The 16,153-nt window shown below is 43.1% G+C and carries 19 protein-coding genes; 8 read left to right on the top strand and 11 right to left on the bottom strand.

Annotation, left to right across the window (positions count from 1 at the left end; all coding sequences use genetic code 11):
- The first annotated feature begins 168 nt into the window (after positions 1–168).
- The 4 genes from V7K62_RS22245 (at position 169) to V7K62_RS22230 (ending at position 3,158) form a co-directional block, all read left to right on the top strand.
- Entirely contained in the window at positions 169–429 is a 261-nt protein-coding gene (locus V7K62_RS22245) for a hypothetical protein (RefSeq protein WP_334867883.1), read from the top strand.
- Between the two features lie 278 nt (positions 430–707).
- Positions 708–1,694, top strand: coding sequence for a hypothetical protein (locus V7K62_RS22240; RefSeq protein ID WP_334867881.1), 987 nt, complete (start codon positions 708–710; stop codon positions 1,692–1,694).
- 73 nt (positions 1,695–1,767) lie between these two features.
- Positions 1,768–2,148: a hypothetical protein gene (locus tag V7K62_RS22235; RefSeq protein ID WP_334867879.1), complete on the top strand. Its 381-nt coding sequence runs from the start codon at positions 1,768–1,770 to the stop codon at positions 2,146–2,148.
- A gap of 317 nt (positions 2,149–2,465) precedes the next feature.
- Positions 2,466–3,158, top strand: a complete 693-nt coding sequence (locus V7K62_RS22230; protein WP_334867877.1) for a PD-(D/E)XK nuclease family protein — start codon at positions 2,466–2,468, stop codon at positions 3,156–3,158.
- Between the two features lie 80 nt (positions 3,159–3,238).
- On the opposite strand, the gene V7K62_RS22225 is transcribed toward V7K62_RS22230, so the two are convergent.
- Genes V7K62_RS22225 through V7K62_RS22210 form a run of 4 tightly spaced genes read right to left on the bottom strand, consistent with a single transcriptional unit; the run spans position 3,239 to position 6,699 of the window.
- The gene (locus V7K62_RS22225; RefSeq protein ID WP_334867875.1) at positions 3,239–3,703 is read right to left on the bottom strand and encodes a type II toxin-antitoxin system VapC family toxin; all 465 of its coding nucleotides are present in this window, start codon (positions 3,701–3,703) and stop codon (positions 3,239–3,241) included.
- Positions 3,690–3,914 carry a hypothetical protein gene (locus V7K62_RS22220; RefSeq protein ID WP_334867873.1) on the bottom strand — a complete coding sequence of 75 codons (225 nt, stop codon included), beginning with the start codon at positions 3,912–3,914 and terminating at the stop codon, positions 3,690–3,692. Before V7K62_RS22220 ends, V7K62_RS22225 begins: the two co-directional genes overlap by 14 nt.
- 15 nt (positions 3,915–3,929) lie before the next feature.
- A complete protein-coding gene (locus V7K62_RS22215; RefSeq protein WP_334867871.1) occupies positions 3,930–5,144 on the bottom strand; it encodes a DUF790 family protein in 1,215 nt (404 codons plus the stop codon).
- Positions 5,074–6,699: a DEAD/DEAH box helicase gene (locus tag V7K62_RS22210; RefSeq protein WP_334867869.1), complete on the bottom strand. Its 1,626-nt coding sequence runs from the start codon at positions 6,697–6,699 to the stop codon at positions 5,074–5,076. Before V7K62_RS22210 ends, V7K62_RS22215 begins: the two co-directional genes overlap by 71 nt.
- 339 nt (positions 6,700–7,038) lie before the next feature.
- Between V7K62_RS22210 and V7K62_RS22205 the strand changes: the two genes are divergently transcribed.
- The 3 genes from V7K62_RS22205 (at position 7,039) to V7K62_RS22195 (ending at position 9,272) form a co-directional block, all read left to right on the top strand.
- A complete protein-coding gene (locus tag V7K62_RS22205; protein ID WP_334867867.1) occupies positions 7,039–8,331 on the top strand; it encodes an adenylate/guanylate cyclase domain-containing protein in 1,293 nt (430 codons plus the stop codon).
- 259 nt (positions 8,332–8,590) lie between these two features.
- Entirely contained in the window at positions 8,591–8,968 is a 378-nt protein-coding gene (locus V7K62_RS22200) for a DUF4118 domain-containing protein (RefSeq protein WP_334867865.1), read from the top strand.
- Positions 8,969–8,978: 10 nt separating this feature from the next.
- On the top strand, positions 8,979–9,272 hold the full coding sequence (locus V7K62_RS22195) for an ATP-binding protein (protein ID WP_334867863.1): 294 nt from the start codon (positions 8,979–8,981) through the stop codon (positions 9,270–9,272).
- 75 nt (positions 9,273–9,347) lie between these two features.
- Here V7K62_RS22195 and V7K62_RS22190 read toward each other — a convergent pair whose 3' ends face one another.
- The 7 genes from V7K62_RS22190 to trxA all read right to left on the bottom strand — a co-directional run bounded on the left by V7K62_RS22190 (position 9,348) and on the right by trxA (position 15,673).
- The gene (locus V7K62_RS22190; protein WP_334867861.1) at positions 9,348–10,235 is read right to left on the bottom strand and encodes an NAD(P)-dependent oxidoreductase; all 888 of its coding nucleotides are present in this window, start codon (positions 10,233–10,235) and stop codon (positions 9,348–9,350) included.
- Positions 10,236–10,378: 143 nt separating this feature from the next.
- Positions 10,379–11,668 (bottom strand): MFS transporter, encoded by a 1,290-nt coding sequence (locus V7K62_RS22185; protein WP_334867859.1) that lies wholly within the window; start codon positions 11,666–11,668, stop codon positions 10,379–10,381.
- Between the two features lie 134 nt (positions 11,669–11,802).
- Entirely contained in the window at positions 11,803–11,940 is a 138-nt protein-coding gene (locus V7K62_RS22180; protein ID WP_334867857.1) for a hypothetical protein, read from the bottom strand.
- 82 nt (positions 11,941–12,022) lie between these two features.
- A complete protein-coding gene (locus tag V7K62_RS22175; RefSeq protein ID WP_334867856.1) occupies positions 12,023–12,688 on the bottom strand; it encodes a nitroreductase family protein in 666 nt (221 codons plus the stop codon).
- A 207-nt stretch (positions 12,689–12,895) separates the two neighbouring features.
- A complete protein-coding gene (locus V7K62_RS22170) occupies positions 12,896–14,008 on the bottom strand; it encodes an alkene reductase (protein WP_334867854.1) in 1,113 nt (370 codons plus the stop codon).
- Positions 14,009–14,340: 332 nt separating this feature from the next.
- On the bottom strand, positions 14,341–15,135 hold the full coding sequence (locus V7K62_RS22165) for an SDR family NAD(P)-dependent oxidoreductase (RefSeq protein WP_334867852.1): 795 nt from the start codon (positions 15,133–15,135) through the stop codon (positions 14,341–14,343).
- 214 nt (positions 15,136–15,349) lie between these two features.
- Entirely contained in the window at positions 15,350–15,673 is a 324-nt protein-coding gene (gene trxA / locus V7K62_RS22160; RefSeq protein ID WP_012412473.1) for a thioredoxin, read from the bottom strand.
- 80 nt (positions 15,674–15,753) lie between these two features.
- On the opposite strand from trxA, the gene V7K62_RS22155 reads away from it, so the two are divergent.
- Complete coding sequence (locus V7K62_RS22155) at positions 15,754–16,104, top strand: ArsR/SmtB family transcription factor (RefSeq protein WP_334867850.1); 351 nt, start codon at positions 15,754–15,756, stop codon at positions 16,102–16,104.
- Positions 16,105–16,153: the final 49 nt, after the last annotated feature.

The following is a 16,153-nucleotide window of genomic DNA, read 5'->3' as shown; positions in this document are numbered from 1 at the left end:
TTTGCTTTAGGGTAGTACCCCAAAGTTATCTTCGGAAAGTACTAAATTCTACAAAAAATCCTTTACAAAAACTAAACAGGCAATAATATCTGACTGATATGTACTTATCAGTATGTATATTAGCCCTAGCAACTAGCAGGCAAGCCAGTTTGGAAAGGATGTCTAATTATGAATAAAGAAATTACACTAGAACAGGCTCGTCAAGCTAAACAAAAGGTGATCACTATCTTACAAGACCGACCAGACCTGTACACCGGAGTTGGTATAGCTTCGACTATTTCTGGTTATGCTGTCAAAGTTCACTTGTCAAGCTCTCTGCCAGAAGATTTCAGCCTTCCTGAAACTGTGCCTGTAAACAGTGAAGTTGTCGGAGAAGCTCTAGAAGTGCCTGTAAACGCTGAAGTTGTCGGAGAAGCTTACGCGTTTTAACAGGTAGATATAAATAAAAAGAACTCACAGTATTTTATACTGAAACTGTAGATAGGAACTTGCCAAGGCCTCCTATCTACAGTTTTTTAATGTATCCGAAAAGCACAGCCTTGCCGCTGTAGATTCAGTGTAAAAAACCCTAGAGCAATTAAAGTGGCGCTCTTTGCCACTAGGTTAGTAGCGCTATCTGGGATTTATTCAAAATCTAATTTTTTCCAAATAGGCGCTAATGGTGCTAGGACGAAGAAAATTTAGAAGCAAAAGGATAAAGTCCAGTTATGCATTTAGAAAGCGTAAGAGAGCTAAAAATAGAAGCTAACCAACTAATTGAGAAAATTATTAAAGAATCGGTTATCCCACAATCATTCTCCAAGAAGCATGATTCCTGGAGTTGGACTGGTTTAGGAATTCATCCAACAGGCAAAAGGGATGATTACAAGCTAGCTATACACGTGAATGATAAGTCTGACCTGGCGCTGATTAAAGAAAAAGTCGAATATCTGGCAAAGGGAGAGGTGGATATTAGGATTACGGGTAATGTTTACCCACAACATAGTGTCAGACCTTACTACAAACGTCCTTTATCGATTGGTCTCTCAATATCTCGAACTCATCCGACTAGCGCCGGAACTCTTGGTTGCTTTGTACAAAAGCGTGGTCAAGCAGACCTTTTAATTTTAAGTTGTAATCATGTTTTGGCAAATACAAATAATGCACATATTGGTGACTCTATAATACAACCAGCAGTGGAAGATGGCGGTAATCCTGAAACGGAATGCATTGCTAATCTATACGAATTTATTCAGCTAAGAGCAGGTCAACCTAATTTCGCTGATGCAGCTATTGCCAAAGTGAACAATATTAATGAGATAGAAAGATTATGCCCTTTTCATGAAAGTAATTTACTCCAACTTTTTTGCCGAGGAGAATATTTAGAAGAAACCAGGCATTTAGTAGTTGCAAAAGTTGGGCGTTCAAGTAATCTAACTGTTGGAAGAATCAATGCAGTAGAAATGGAACAACAAGTGTTGTATGAAAATAATGGAAATTATATGAAAGTTACTTTCCCCAACCTGACTGCAATAGAAGGATTAAACAATGAGCCATTTAGTGAACTAGGAGATAGTGGCTCAATTATAGTAAACATAAAAGGCGAACCAATTGGTCTATTGGTTGGTGGCGCCAGAAAAAATCAATTGATTAGCTACGCCAATCCAATTGATTTAGTTTGCCAAGAGTTAAATATAGAGCTAGCACATAGGTAAAAACATTACTACATAGGAAGGAGTATAATTAAGACTGTGAATAGTAAATTACAGTTGTATAGGAGAATGTAAAATGTCCGAGCAAAACGAATTTAATATCCATGAATTTCAAGAAAAAGTTTTAAAAGCAGTTGAGGTGATATCCTATTCAGAAAAATTGACTTCAGACATTATTCAACCGCAGTCAACAGATGGGTTTGAAAAATCAAAGCAAGAAGTTGAGGAAGCATTAAAAAGTAAAGATATCAAGAAAAGAATCTGTCCTGCTTTAAAAAGTGTTACTGATGAAGCTTCAAATATCGCTAACGCAATTACACCTGTCTTAGTTGGAGCAGTCTTAGGGGGAACTTTGGTAATTCCTCTCAACCCTATTTTCTTCGGTTGGATGGCTGTGGTGATTGCCAAGGCAGGGGCAGCAGCTCTTTGTGCTGATTATGATAGTAAAGAAAATTAATAAATATTAGCTAATATTTGGTCGCATACTCTTAAGCTTAAAGAATTGGTAAGGATTCAGGAGGTCGTACTAAAATCTCTCTAATCGTTTCCTGATAAGGGTTTATGGGGATTACCTATAAATCTATATTCTCAATAATAATCACATAAAGTAAAGCCTATGCTTTCGTACATTATTGCGACTAAAGGTATGTTAATAAACCGAAGCCAATTTTGAAACTGGCTCTGTGGCTAGGTTTCAAATATCTGAATCCTTAATTAAATGGGGTTTTATTCACTTTCCTTCTTGAGGGAATCTCAAAGTCAACACACCAACTAATGCAATTTGATACCCAACTGCTACCACGCATTAATGCCACAGCCAAGAGAGAAAATGGTAAACAATATTATGTAGATGGTAAGGGAAATCGCTTTCCTAGCGTTACTACAATACTTAATGCCACCAAATCACAAGCAGACCGAGACAGATTATTAAACTGGAAAGCGCGTGTTGGTACAGAAGAAGCTACCCGCATTTCTACAACTGCTAGTCGTCGGGGAACCCAAACACACAAACAAATTGAGCGCTACCTTCTTGGTCAAAATCCTGTTTGTCCCGAAGCGAGTCGCCCTTATTGGGAGAGTATCAAGCCAGTTTTAGAACAAATCGACACAGTTAGACTCGTGGAAGGCTCTGTTTTTCATGATAATTTGGGTTATTCTGGCAAAGTTGATTGTATTGCTAGCTATCAAGGTATTCCCTGTATTTGCGAGTGGAAAACAGCAGACAAACCCAAAGGCTCAGTTGAGCATTTATACGAACATCCACTGCAACTTTCGGCGTACATAGGAGCAGCTAACGAGTATTATCAAGATTATGGCATTCAGCTAAAGCACGCTCTTTTGGTAGTAGCGATTCCAGAAATGCCAGCTGAGGTATTTTGGTTTGAATCAGCAGTCATTAAAGATTATTGGGAACAGTGGGAAAAAAGAGTTGCTGAATATTGGGAACGCAGAAGTGTTTGGGGTTAGCCAGTAGGATTGCACAATTACCGAAAGACTGCATGTTCGTAACGTGAAGTAAATTTTCACAAGTAGTAACAACAAGCAATCTAACCTTGTAATGGCAAGATAGTAATTAACCCAGAAAATCTGGCAAAATCACTTGTGTTGTGAGTGAGTAACTGAGGAATGCCATGAACTAGCATCGTGGCGACAATATTTGCATCATGAACTTGCTTACCACCGCTAGGAATTTGCTCTATGAGTATTAGTAACCTTTCTGTCACTTGAGAATTATCTTCAGCCACCCGAAAGCGGTTATAGAAATAGCGGAGATCCTGAATTACTATTGCAATGGGTAGTGGGTTGACAAACTGTTGCAGACGGGTAAGGGTAGCCAAATATTCCCGCAATACTTGTCGGCTAATCCACAACTCAACCCCTGCATCATAAAAACCTTGGATAGCCTCCATAGCAGCTTGGTGAAATGGAGACTGAATCTGACTAGCGTACACCAAGATATTTGTGTCTAAAAAAACAGGATCAGCGTCCCCAATCTCCTTACATATCCTCACGTCTTAAAGAAAGATTTTCAGGCCAAGGGCCATAATTATGCACAGGAAAGTTTAGAGGAGGACGCTTTTTCTTGCTCTCTGCTTTCTCACTCAAAGGCTTTTCATCAATTACTATTACCACCTGATGCTCACCTTCTGGAATATCCAATGGTAACTGCGCTGTAATCTTACCATCTTTGGTAACTGTGGCAATTGTTTCTATAGTTTTCATCTCATTTCTCCTTAATCAATCCATCACAGCTAATACAGCTTTCGGCAATAACTTATCTTTAAACCAAACAATTCTGGCGGGGACATCATTTAATTTTACTCCCGCCTTTTCTAAATTAAGTCGCTCGGAAATTGCCAAAATTAAGTCATCACGTCCAGCCCGTCGCACCTGAGAAAACTTCTTTTGTAAATATTCTGGTCGCCAATAACCAACAATTTCTAATAAGAAGGTGCGTCCATCAGAATGCACCAAACGGAAATCGGGAATCATCACACTACCGGGAATTGGGATCAAATCAACTTCTCGCTCTAACGCCCAACCACTTTTCAACGCATCCCACTTATCAGCAAAAGATGCTTCTAGCATACTATCGTAAGGCTTACCTGGTGGATAGTGGGATACCAAACCACATTCAGAGTTGAGGGTGAAACGTCCAGTTTTCCAACTATTGGTATAGGCGTCGCGGGTTTGGAGAATAGAAGAAAGACTCCATTTAGTAACGTGAAGTAAAGCGGGAATAAGTTTAGCGATCGCTAACCCATATCGTGTACTAGGATTAAACAAACTCGTCGGCCCATCTATCGTAATTGTAAACCCGTGGTCAGCATCACCTTCAATATAAGCCATCAATTGAAACAACTTTAAATAGCGAAATAACAGCTTATATTCACCCGGAACATTGCGATGAGCATTTAACACCAGTTTACTGGCCTTATAAAACACACCCTGCACCTGAGATAAGTTATATCGATTTAACACATCTGGCGCTGTTGGTGCATCAAAAACAGTCAAAATCTTATTTTCAGATAAATCAGCATATAGTCCATTCCGAACCTGTTCTAATAAAACTTCCCGCTCAAGTTCTTGAGTTAACTCATCAGCAATTTTATTCAGAGTAACCTGTGTAGATTCTCGACTAGAAACCGACTTTGCAGCCAATGAAAACACCCGTTCTCTTAACATCTGTGGTTCCAGAGGACTAACCACCTCAAAAGTGCAAAAACTGCTTTTGAGAATATAAGCTAATCCCCGCTTCAGACGATAATCTGTAGAATCTCCTTCAAAATCAGTTAGTTGTCGCTCAAGCACACCCTGAGTCTTCCCCACTGCTGATTGAAAATAATTAATTAACTCAATCGCTAACTCCGAAGTTTTCTGATCAATCTTCAGTCTCTTCGGAATGATCTCCTCCCCGTTTTGGCGATGCATCAGTAAATCTGTCGGTAACATCAGCTGAATTTTGGATTTTAGATTTTGGATTTTGGATTGAATAATTAATTTCTAACTGTTCCGCAGCCTTCAAACTTCTTTCCTTCCCACTCCCATACACAACCTCTAACTTCCCCTTCTTTTCCTCGTCCTCTCTGCGTCCTTGGCGTCTTCTCTCCGAGACGCTACGCGAAGGCGGTTCGTTATTTCTCTCCCCTCTGCGCCGCGCCGAAGTCGCTTCCTCACTCGTATCCTCCGCCACCACCTCATACAAAATCGCCTGTTTATTCTCAATATTCCCCTTCCGTAAAATCCTCCCCAGTCGCTGAGTATACTCTCTAGCCGAACCTGTTCCCGATAAAATAATCGCCACAGAAGCCGCAGGTACATCAACCCCTTCATTCAACACATGAGAAGCAACCAAAGTATTATATTTACCCTCTCGAAACTTTGTTAAAATCTCATGGCGTTCTTTCACAGGAGTTTGATGAGTAATTGCTGGAATTAGCAACTCTTGAGAAATGCGGTAAACCGTCGCATTATCAGCAGTAAAAATCAGAATTCGTGCCGGATAATGTTCTGCCAATAAATTAACCAGAATTCGCAATTTACCATCAGTACCCAAAGCAATATCTTTAGCTTCCCGATGCGCTAACATCGCTCTCCGTCCAGATTGCGATCTAGCACTCATTTGCACAAACATTTGCCAACCTTGCAAACTCCCCAAAGAAATCTTCGATTGCTTCAAAAAGTCGTTGCGAGTTTGAATTAACTGGTTGTATCTTTCCCGCTCAAGTTGCGATAACTTAACCTTAATTTGGACAATTTCATGTTCTGCTAACGCCTTCCCTGCCAAATCTTCAGCGCGTTTGCGATATACTTCTTGGCCAATGAGGATATTTAAGTCAGCGTGTTTACCATCGGTGCGTTCTGGTGTAGCGGAGAGTCCCAGGCGATAAGGTGCGATCGCATATTCAGCAATCACCCGATTAAAATCTGTCGGTAAATGATGACATTCATCAAAAACAATCAACGCATATTGATTTCCCAAGGTTTCAGCGTGAATTGCTGCACTATCGTAAGTTGCAACTAAGATAGCTGTTCTATCCCGCGAACCACCCCCCAGCAATCCCACCTCAGCATCAGGGAAAGCCGCTACTAAATGTGCATACCACTGATGCATTAAATCCAAAGTTGGCACTACAATCAACGTCGTGCGCGGCGTTGACTGCATCGCCATTTGCGCTAAATAAGTCTTTCCCGCCGCCGTGGGAAGCACAACGACTCCTTGTCTACCCGCCAGTTTCCAAGCTGCTAGGGCCTCAGTCTGATGGGGATAGGGTTCCATTTCTAGACTGGGAACCAAATCTACAGGATAAAATTGCTTGGCTTCATCGATAAAATTCACATCTTCCGCTTGTAGTGCTTCGATTAGCGATCGGTATCTAATCGCCGGAATGCGGAATTTTTCAACTCGATCATCCCACGTAGCATAATCCATCCAACCTTTGCCGCGTGGTGGTGGATGCAAAATTAATGTGCCACGATCAAAATTTAATGTGGGGGTGCGAACCATTTAGAGCCTTATCCCGACTTTTTAGCATTTAATTGGGTATTGGTTAGAGAAGAGGTGACAGGTGATAGGGAATAATCTGTACCCCACTCCCCATAGGTGTCAACTTAGCGTGAAAACCTGCCTAGAACCAGCTTTTAGATTGTCTCGTTCCCAGTCTCCGACTGGGAATGCCGTTCTAGAGGCTCCGCCTCTTGAAAAGCGGCAGAGCCGCCAAGAGCTGCATTTCCAGCCTCTGGCTGGAAACGAGGTTTTAAAAGGCTTTGCGCTTAAGTTGACACCAATGCCCAATCCCTACTCCCCACTCCCTACTCCCTTAATTACTAATAACGCAAAAAGTGCATGATTCATCCAAATAACTCAAACAAAACCCAACTAGATACGCTCATTAGTCACGGAATGTCCTATGGGCAAATCAACAATAATCTTGCCGAATCCTACAAAGAACAGCGACAGAGCTTTCAGCTGAAACGGCTGCAATTGCAAGCGCAGATTATCCTAGTAGCTGGCTTGACTTTGATCGCTTTTTTTCTTTGGGCAAATTCACAATTAGAAGGCAAGATATACGCCTTTAAAATCGGTCTTTTAGTAGAACTATTCACGTTCATTTGTTGGGGTTTATGTAAAATCTCTATAGGTCGTCGTTACCCAAACTTAATTTTTTTGAGTTTATGCTGGTCTGTAACTTGTGCTGTCCAAATTGATATAGCTTTGTTGTTTAATAGTCTGGAACCTAGAAGTAATATTTGGACTCTGATGTTTCTCACTCAGGCTACAATCGTTCCAGTGCAATGGTGGATACATTTAATTTCGCAAATTGGCACAATTGTTTGCTATTTAATTTTATATATTTTATATAATCCTATATTAAAAAATCCATTCGCTTTTTACATGGAGCAGGGTTTATACTTATTTTGGACTTGCCTAGTTTGTGTCTTCTCTGTCTATTTATACGAACGCTTGCGAAAAAAAGAATTTTACGCCCGCAAGGCAATGGAACTAGCGCAGCAAAAATCAGAAATGCTGCTACTAAATATTCTCCCAGAGATGATTGTAGAACAATTAAAACAACAGTATACAACTATTGCCAATAGCTTTCTAGAAGTTACGGTGCTATTTGCCGATATTGTTGGCTTTACAGAGCTTTCAACTCGGACATCTCCTGCCGAATTAGTCGAGTTATTAAATACAATATTCTGTTTATTCGACCAATTAGCAGAACGTCATGGGGTTGAAAAAATCAAAACCATTGGCGATGCATATATGGCTGTTGCCGGGTTGCCAAATCAGTCTAACAACCATGCTCCAGCAATAGCTAATATGGCTTTAGATATGCAAAAGGCTATAGCTACATTTAACGAAGAAAATAACCAATCCTTTCGCATCCGTATTGGGATTAGTACAGGGCCAGTAGTAGCAGGTGTGATTGGGCTGAAAAAGTTTGCCTACGATCTTTGGGGAGATACAGTCAATACAGCTAGTAGAATGGAATCACATGGTATAGCAGGTAGTATCCAGGTTTGTGAAGCAAGTTATCAGCTTTTAAAGGATAAATACTTATTGGAGAAACGAGGTTTAATTCAGGTTAAAGGCAAAGGAGAAATGATGACTTATATACTAAAGAAAATTAATTGAAAAACTTAATAAATCTATACTCTTTGACGGGAACTCAAAAACCAAATATATAATTAGAGCGATAATTATCAGGTTATTGAACCTTTGCGAAAACTAAGCTTTACTACTTTAGATAGATCCGCAGCAATAACTGCTTGGGTATGTATTTTTCCGATGCATAATAGGTGTTGAGTGATGTCTACGACGGGCTACGCCTACGCATTTTGTAGCTGATTTTGGGAATAATCCTTTAGCTAGCTGCATAAAAGGAGAAGCTACATTGAAAGGAATACGTTCCCTTCTAGCGCCCTATGCTGTGGCATCATTGGCTGTTGGTAGCGTATTGCTACTAACACTATTGCTACAGCCACTACTGAAACAAACTATTTTCCTGCTGTTTTTTGCTGCCGTGGCGGTTAGTGCCTGGTATGGCGGCATGGAAGCAGGGTTACTGGCTACTGCTTTGTCTACTTTAGCCGTCAGCTACTTTTTCTTAGAACCAGTGTTTTCGCTCTTGGTTGCAAGTCTAGACAACATCGTGGGCTTAGGCTTGTTTGAAAAGTCCTCTTGTCGGGATCAAAACATTTTAGATCCCCCTAAATCCCCCGATAAATTGGGGGACTTTGATTCCGGTTCCCCCCTTTTTAAGGGGGGTTAGGGGGATAAAAGTGCCTAAAATCACAGCCAAATACTTTTCAAACATCCTCTTAGGCTTGTTTGTGCTGGTGACAACAGTTATTAACTTGCTGAACTCAGAGTTACGCACTGCCAAACAACATCTTCAAACGAGTTTGCAGAAACTACAGGTGAGCGAAGCCAGGTTTAGAAGGTTGGTAGAGTCCAACATCATTGGGTTAATTGTAGCCAATGTAGAATTACACGGTGGCACAGTTTCGGCCGAAAGTCCAGGAATTGGACAGGGGGCGACATTCGTTGTCAATCTGCCAATGAAAGCTATTTAGGATGGAGGCAGAGGGGCGGAGGGGAAAAACTTACTGCAACTTCTCCCTTACTCCCCATCGATAAAATACTCAAGATTAAGTGTCCGAGCTTGCTTCATTGGAAAGGATTGTAATGATTTCATCCAAGGGGCGATCGCGATTAGACTCTTCTGGTGTTTCCTTACCCAAGGAGGTTTCTTTCACCAAACGGTAAACATCAGCGGCTCCGTCAAAAATGCGCTCAGTTAGACCCAACTCTTTAAAGGTTTCTGCAATCTCTTCCATTTCTCCTACCCAACGATGCGCTTTCGGTGTCATCGATGGAATGGAACGGGTTAAGATGCTAGCAAGTTCTTCTTGGCTACTAGATAATTCATCCCATAATTCTTTATCCAAACCTAAACGATGGGCTGCAATTAGTAATTCTGTGCCGATTGCTGTAAGTCCTTTTGTCAGGGCTGCGTAAGACATTTTCAACCCGGAAGCCTGACCAATTTCCTCACCAATCACCCGTACATCCAAGCCATGATCTCGTAGTTGTAGGAGTTGACTGGCCTGTTTTCCGGAAGTGTAAATGCGGGTGCGATTGGGAACTCGCGGCGGTGGGCCAATAATTGATGCATCTACGAATGTTCCCCCAACTGATTCAATGAGTTGGCCGATATTTATGACTTTTTGAGGTGCGATCGCATTACAGTCAACGTAGAGAATGGGTTTACCAACATTGCCGATCGCCTCAGCTACTTGCTGCGCTGCTTGGGTAGCCGCTGCGGGGACTAGAACTGACAAAACTACATCAGATTCAATTACCAGTTGTCTGAGGGAACCCACATCTTGGATGTTGGCTACGGCTGCTAATTGCCGAGTTCGTTCACTGCGATCGTCTAGGGCGGCAATAGTTTTCAATCCATGTTGATTGAGAACAGATGCGATCGCTTGTCCCATATCACCCGGACTTAAAATACCAATAGTTTGGATAGGCATGGAAAGTTTTATATTTATTTCGTGGCTGACAAGTTAATTCAGGTATTGAGTCGTCAACAAACTACGATAAATTAATGTAGATACCGTACTATATCAAACCACGGATAAGCTTAACAAGCAAGGTATGAGGACTTACGCACACTCTACAAATTCTTCTCTACGAGATAATTACCCTTAGTGGGAGTTTGACCAATTTGCAGTACACAAACTGCGGCAATTAAACAGAGAACGCCTGATAAAATAAATGCTTGTAAATAACTACCTGTCCAAGTTCTCAACACTCCGGCTCCGAATGCTGCTGTGGCTGCACCAAGCTGGTGTCCGGCGACAATCCAACCGAACATCACGCCGACATTTTCTTTACCGAAGATGTTGGCAACAAGACGTACTGTCGGTGGTACGGTAGCAATCCAATCAAGTCCATAGAAGACGGCGAAAATGGAAAGTCCATAGAAGGAAAAGTTGAAACTGAAGGGTAAGAAAATCAAAGATAAACCCCGCAGTCCGTAGTACCAGCACAATAAGTAGCGATTGTTCCAACGGTCAGATAACCAACCGGACATAGTAGTTCCAAAAAAATCGAATATTCCCATGATTGCCAAAAGCCCAGCAGCCTTGACTTCAGGGATGCCGTGGTCAATACAAGCGGGAATCAGATGAGTTCCAATTAACCCATTTGTGCTTGCGCCACAGATAAAAAAGCTACCAAATAACAGCCAGAAGTCTCGATGACGCATTCCTATCCAGAGGGCGTTAAGAGTGGAGGCGATGGAATTGACTTTGGGCTTGAAAACTTCCACAGTTTCGCTGTTATCGCCAAAGGCTCGCAAACCGACATCCGCCGGACGATCGCGCATAAAGACTGCGATCGCTGGAATAATTAGGAGTGCTGCACCAGTCAGAACTAGAGCGGCAGTTCGCCACCCAAAGCGATCGGCGATTGAGGCCAGCATGGGCAGAAATACTAGTTGCCCCGTGGCTGTACTGGCGGTTAAGATGCCCAGAACTAGACCCCGCTTTTCCAAAAACCAGCGATTGACGACAATAGCACCCAAAACCAGGGCAATAACTCCGCTACCACTACCGACAACTACACCCCACAGCAAAACTAGCTGCCAGGAAGTTGTCATCAAAGTTGTTAAACCGACACCGAGCGCAATGACAGCAAGTGAGAATACCATCATCCGGCGAATGCCGATTCGCTCCATAACTGTGGCAGCAAAAGGGCCAATTAATCCGTAGAGTACTAAGTTAATGGAGATTGCCAAAGATATAGTCGCTCTACTCCAGCCGAACTCATGTTCGAGGGGCACTATAAAAACTCCAGGAGCAGAGCGAATTCCGGCTGCCACCAGCAAGGCTAGGAATGTTAAACCCGCGACGATCCAAGCATAGTGGAACGAACGACGCGCTAGGAAGGAGGGTAAGGACATGGTTTGCAGGGGCAGGGGGTGGGCGGCAGGGGGCAGGGGGCAGGGGGCAGGGGGCAGGGGGCAGACGAGTGGAGATCAAAGACTCATTAACGAATGGCACTAAGAAAAGATACAGCCCTTGCCCTGACTGGTTCCTAGCCTATAGGCTGGGAACCAGTCAGGGAGGCGGAGCCTCCAGTAGCTTGACCAGAGGCAGAGCCTATGAGAATACATTCCCAGCCTGGAGTCTGGGAACGAGGTGACACAAGCCTTTGGGCTTTTCTTAGTGCCATTCGACTCATTAACGGAGTTCAAAGACTCGTTCACGAGTATCAAAGACTCATCCCCAATGCCCCATTCCCAATTTAGAGAGAATTACCCTGCATAAGGGTTGCCAATCCTGTCTACAGAGACGTTGGAGGAGAATGGCAAACGACCGGGATTTAAACGTGCTTCGGCTGCATAGCCAACAGGAACTAAAACAGCGATCGCTAAATCTGGATTATCTCCTGCACCAATCACTTCTTTTACCTGATCCTCAATCCACCCGTTCATAAAACAAGTGGATAATCCCAGACTTTCTGCCGCTAACACCAAATGGGTAGCCGCAATGATGGCATCTTTGATCGCATATTCGCGTCGCTTCTCGCCCAGCCCAGCTTGAAATTGTGGCACAGAATTTTTAAAGTAGTTGACAGTGCCTTCATTCCATGCTCCAGTCTGAAGTCCCTGCTCCAGAATCGGGGTCAAATTTTGTTCGCCTGCATTAGGATCGGCAGCAAACACAAAGGTTACAGGTGCTCGGACAATTTGCTGTTGATTAAAAGATGCTGCTGACAGTGCTGCCTTTTGCGCCTCATCTTGCACAAGAATAATTTGCCAGTCCTGGATATTATAGCTGCTGGGTGCAGCCACGGTTAACTCTACTAGTTGCTTGAGCAGTTCTGGGGTGATGGGATCTGTTTTAAAAGTTTTGATGGAACGGCGTTTAGCGATCGCACTGGGTACATCTAAAGGTTGGGTTTGAGTGATGGAATTCATCAGATTCTCCTGATAGTTGAGTTATGAGAGGGTTTCGGATCTTATACCTAAAGTGATTAAGAGCGAATATGTTCCTCTCTAATTGGCAATATTAACCGGGTTAGAGATATGCTCGTGGATAATGCGCTATTGTCCCTCTCGCTTCTCCAGATGGATTTGATACTTTAGAGTGCGGAAAGTGGGTTTTAATTATTTAGATGAGAAGAATTAGGCATTGACCACCTGCTCGTTAGCAGCCGACCAAAATGGATAGTCTGTATATCCCTTTTCATCACCGCCATAAAAGCTTGCTTGATTTGGTTGATTTAGTGGTGCATTCAAAGCCAAGCGTCGGGGTAAATCAGGATTTGATATAAATAATGTGCCAAAGGCAACTAAATCTGCTGCTTTGTTTGCCAGTACTGCATCGCCTTTTTCACGGGTATAACCACCATTGACGATGAGTGTACCTGTAAAGCGATCGCGTATATGACTAGTGGGTACAATTATTCCACCATGTCTAATGTCTGCCTCTGTTGCCTCAAAAATATGCAGATATGCCAAATTAAATTGGTTCAACGCTTGAGCCGCATAACCAAATGTCTCCAGGGGATTGGAGTCATGCATATCGTTAAAAGTACCACTGGGAGAAAAACGTACCCCAACTCGGTTAGAATCCCACACACTAGTTACCGCCTCTGTCACCTCCAACAGGAATCGAGTCCGATTTTCAATCGAACCCCCATATTTATCTGTGCGTTGATTCGTGCCATCCCGGAGAAACTGATCTATTAAATAACCATTAGCTGCGTGAATTTCTACCCCATCAAACCCAGCCGCTAGAGCATTTGCCGCTCCTTGACGGTACTGTTCGACTATCTGCGGTATTTCCGACGTTTCTAAAGCACGGGGAGTCACAAAGGGTTTTGGCCCCTCATAAGTTGCAGCGTCACCTTTAGGAGCAATGGCAGAAGGTGCCACAGGTAAAACTCCATTCGGTTGTAAGTCAGGGTGAGAAATCCTACCTACATGCCATAGTTGCAGAAAAATTCTTCCTCCCTGCTGATGTACAGCATCGGTTACTAACTTCCATCCCTCCACCTGTTCTGATGAATGAATTCCTGGTGTCCCAGGATAGCCCTGTCCTTCAGGAGTTACCTGTGTTGCTTCGGAAATAATCAGTCCGGCGGAAGCACGTTGAACGTAGTAGGTAACGTTAAGTTGGTGTGGTACGTTTCCCTGACCTGCCCTATTTCGGGTTAAGGGTGCCATTATTATCCGGTTAGGTAATTCCAGATTTCCTAATTGGTAAGTAGAGAATAAGTTGATATCAGTAGTCATGTTGCTTCGCTCCAATTCAAAATTCAAAATTCGGAACCCCACATCTGGGATTAAATAGACCACGCGGTAAGGATACAGCATTGCTCATTGGTGTCAACTTCAGGTAAAACCCTTTTCAAACCTCGTTTCTAGCCTCTGGCTGGAAATGCACTTCAATTGCGGCTCTGCCGCGAGTTACGGAGGCGGAGCCTCAAGGACGGGCATTCCCAGTCTGAGATTGGGAACGAGATCGGAGATAATCTCTAAAAACTTGTTCTAGACTGGCTTTCACCTGAAGTTGTACACCCATGAGCATTGGTGTGCCCCTACAACAGATGTATGTCGTTCAAATACTAAACAATTGACCGAATAACGCCACCATCTACCCGCAAAGCTGCACCATTAGTTGCTGATGCTACGGGACTAGAAAGGTAAACAACGATCGCTGCTACTTCTTCATTAGTTGCAAAGCGTTTGATTAGGGAACTTGGACGCACATTCTGAAAAAATTCAGTCTCAACTTCCGCTGCACTAATGCCACGTTCCTGTGCAAGCTTGGTGATAAACTCTTCAACTCCTTCTGAACGGGTTGGCCCTGGTAGGACTGAGTTTACCGTGACTCCAGTCCCAGTAGTCATTTCTGCTAGACCTCTTGCAATGGCTAGTTGCGCTGTCTTAGTTGTGCCGTAGTGAATCATTTCCACTGGAATCTGAATAGCAGATTCGCTGGAGATAAAAATTATCCGTCCCCAGTTTTGCTCTAGCTGCTTTTGCAGATATTGCCGACTCAAACGGACTCCACTGAGGACGTTAACCTCAAATATCTTTAACCAGTCTTCATCAGTAATATCAAAGAACGTTTTTGGCTCATAAATACCTAAATTGTTTATGAGAATATCAACGTGAGGAACTTTTTGAAAAATTTGCTCTATCCCTGATACAGTACCTGCGTCAGCAACAACACCAGAAACTTTCGCGTCGGGTGTAGAATGCTTAATTTTGGCGATCGCTTCAGCTACTCTTTCTTCAGACCGACCATTGATAATCACTGATGCACCTTCTTGAGCTAGCCCAAGAGCGATCGCCAAACCAATACCTCCGGTTGAACCACTCACCAATGCGGATTTACCATACAATTTCAAGTCCATTTCGCTCTTTCCCCGTTAGTTGAAACAAAATGATCTGGGACTGGCTAGAAGGCAAAGGGGACAAGGAGAAAAGTCTCAGCGCCGACTTCCGGCGCTCAGAACTTGGGAGAGACAAGGGGGACAAAGAATATTGAAGAAGTCTCTCCCTAATCCCTAATCCCTAATCCCTAATCGCCAGTCCCTAATCCCCAGTCCTTACTCCCCTTCACTTAAATTAAAGATGCTGTGCTAAGGTCTTATTCAAGGTGGTTTTTGGGACTGCCCCTACGACAGTATCAACCTGCCGACCTCCCTTAAAAACCATCAGCGTCGGAATGCTGCGAATTCCATAATGGCTGGCGACAGTAGGATTTTGATCTGTGTTCAGCTTCACAAATTTCACCTGTCCTTCGTATTCAGCAGCAACTTCATCGACCACTGGGCCCACCATTCGGCAAGGGCCGCACCACGGCGCCCAAAAGTCCACTAATACCGGAATTTCACTTTCTAAGACTTCTTGCTTGAATGTGGCTTCTGTAACGTTTGTAATGGATGACATAAATTGCCTTCCTAATTAATTCTATAATTCGATAATATCGAATAATCAAAATATATGCCACCTGATGAGATAATGCAACTATGAGATTTCTTTATCATCCAGATCGAAAAAATATTTCTTTACCGGGCGTGTTGTATGCATTGGGCGATCCGGTGCGGCTAGAGATTGTGCGGTTGCTGGCGACTGAGGGGGAACAATGCTGTGCGAAGTTTGATTTTGCGATCGCTAAGTCTACTATGTCCAATCACTTCAAGATTTTGCGGGAGTCGGGGATAGTCTTGACACGTAAAGAAGGGACACATCATATTAACATCTTGCGGCGTGAAGATTTAGAGGTGCTGTTTCCAGGGTTGCTGGATGCAGTATTGAAAGCCGCTCAACCATTACCTGTTGAACCCGCCGGTATTAAACAAACAGCTTCCAGGATTTAGGGGCATTGGGCATGACGTGTTTAAGAATCTTCTCGTTTTTTAATTTGTG

Source organism: Nostoc sp. (assembly GCF_036917935.1).
In the GTDB taxonomy this organism is placed as follows: domain Bacteria; phylum Cyanobacteriota; class Cyanobacteriia; order Cyanobacteriales; family Nostocaceae; genus Nostoc.
Note: the sequence above shows the minus strand (reverse complement) of the source record. Positions and strands in the feature narration are given on the sequence as shown.

What these genes read in the sequence shown, in the direction of transcription:
- V7K62_RS22245 (WP_334867883.1), top strand. Translation starts at nt 169, where the DNA reads ATGAATAAAGAAATTACACTAGAACAGGCTCGTCAAGCTAAACAAAAG.
- V7K62_RS22240 (WP_334867881.1), top strand. Translation starts at nt 708, where the DNA reads ATGCATTTAGAAAGCGTAAGAGAGCTAAAAATAGAAGCTAACCAACTA.
- V7K62_RS22235 (WP_334867879.1), top strand. Translation starts at nt 1,768, where the DNA reads ATGTCCGAGCAAAACGAATTTAATATCCATGAATTTCAAGAAAAAGTT.
- V7K62_RS22230 (WP_334867877.1), top strand. Translation starts at nt 2,466, where the DNA reads ATGCAATTTGATACCCAACTGCTACCACGCATTAATGCCACAGCCAAG.
- V7K62_RS22220 (WP_334867873.1), bottom strand. Translation starts at nt 3,914, where the DNA reads ATGAAAACTATAGAAACAATTGCCACAGTTACCAAAGATGGTAAGATT.
- V7K62_RS22215 (WP_334867871.1), bottom strand. Translation starts at nt 5,144, where the DNA reads ATGTTACCGACAGATTTACTGATGCATCGCCAAAACGGGGAGGAGATC.
- V7K62_RS22210 (WP_334867869.1), bottom strand. Translation starts at nt 6,699, where the DNA reads ATGGTTCGCACCCCCACATTAAATTTTGATCGTGGCACATTAATTTTG.
- V7K62_RS22205 (WP_334867867.1), top strand. Translation starts at nt 7,039, where the DNA reads ATGATTCATCCAAATAACTCAAACAAAACCCAACTAGATACGCTCATT.
- V7K62_RS22190 (WP_334867861.1), bottom strand. Translation starts at nt 10,235, where the DNA reads ATGCCTATCCAAACTATTGGTATTTTAAGTCCGGGTGATATGGGACAA.
- V7K62_RS22185 (WP_334867859.1), bottom strand. Translation starts at nt 11,668, where the DNA reads ATGTCCTTACCCTCCTTCCTAGCGCGTCGTTCGTTCCACTATGCTTGG.
- V7K62_RS22180 (WP_334867857.1), bottom strand. Translation starts at nt 11,940, where the DNA reads ATGGCACTAAGAAAAGCCCAAAGGCTTGTGTCACCTCGTTCCCAGACT.
- V7K62_RS22175 (WP_334867856.1), bottom strand. Translation starts at nt 12,688, where the DNA reads ATGAATTCCATCACTCAAACCCAACCTTTAGATGTACCCAGTGCGATC.
- V7K62_RS22170 (WP_334867854.1), bottom strand. Translation starts at nt 14,008, where the DNA reads ATGACTACTGATATCAACTTATTCTCTACTTACCAATTAGGAAATCTG.
- V7K62_RS22165 (WP_334867852.1), bottom strand. Translation starts at nt 15,135, where the DNA reads ATGGACTTGAAATTGTATGGTAAATCCGCATTGGTGAGTGGTTCAACC.
- trxA (WP_012412473.1), bottom strand. Translation starts at nt 15,673, where the DNA reads ATGTCATCCATTACAAACGTTACAGAAGCCACATTCAAGCAAGAAGTC.
- V7K62_RS22155 (WP_334867850.1), top strand. Translation starts at nt 15,754, where the DNA reads ATGAGATTTCTTTATCATCCAGATCGAAAAAATATTTCTTTACCGGGC.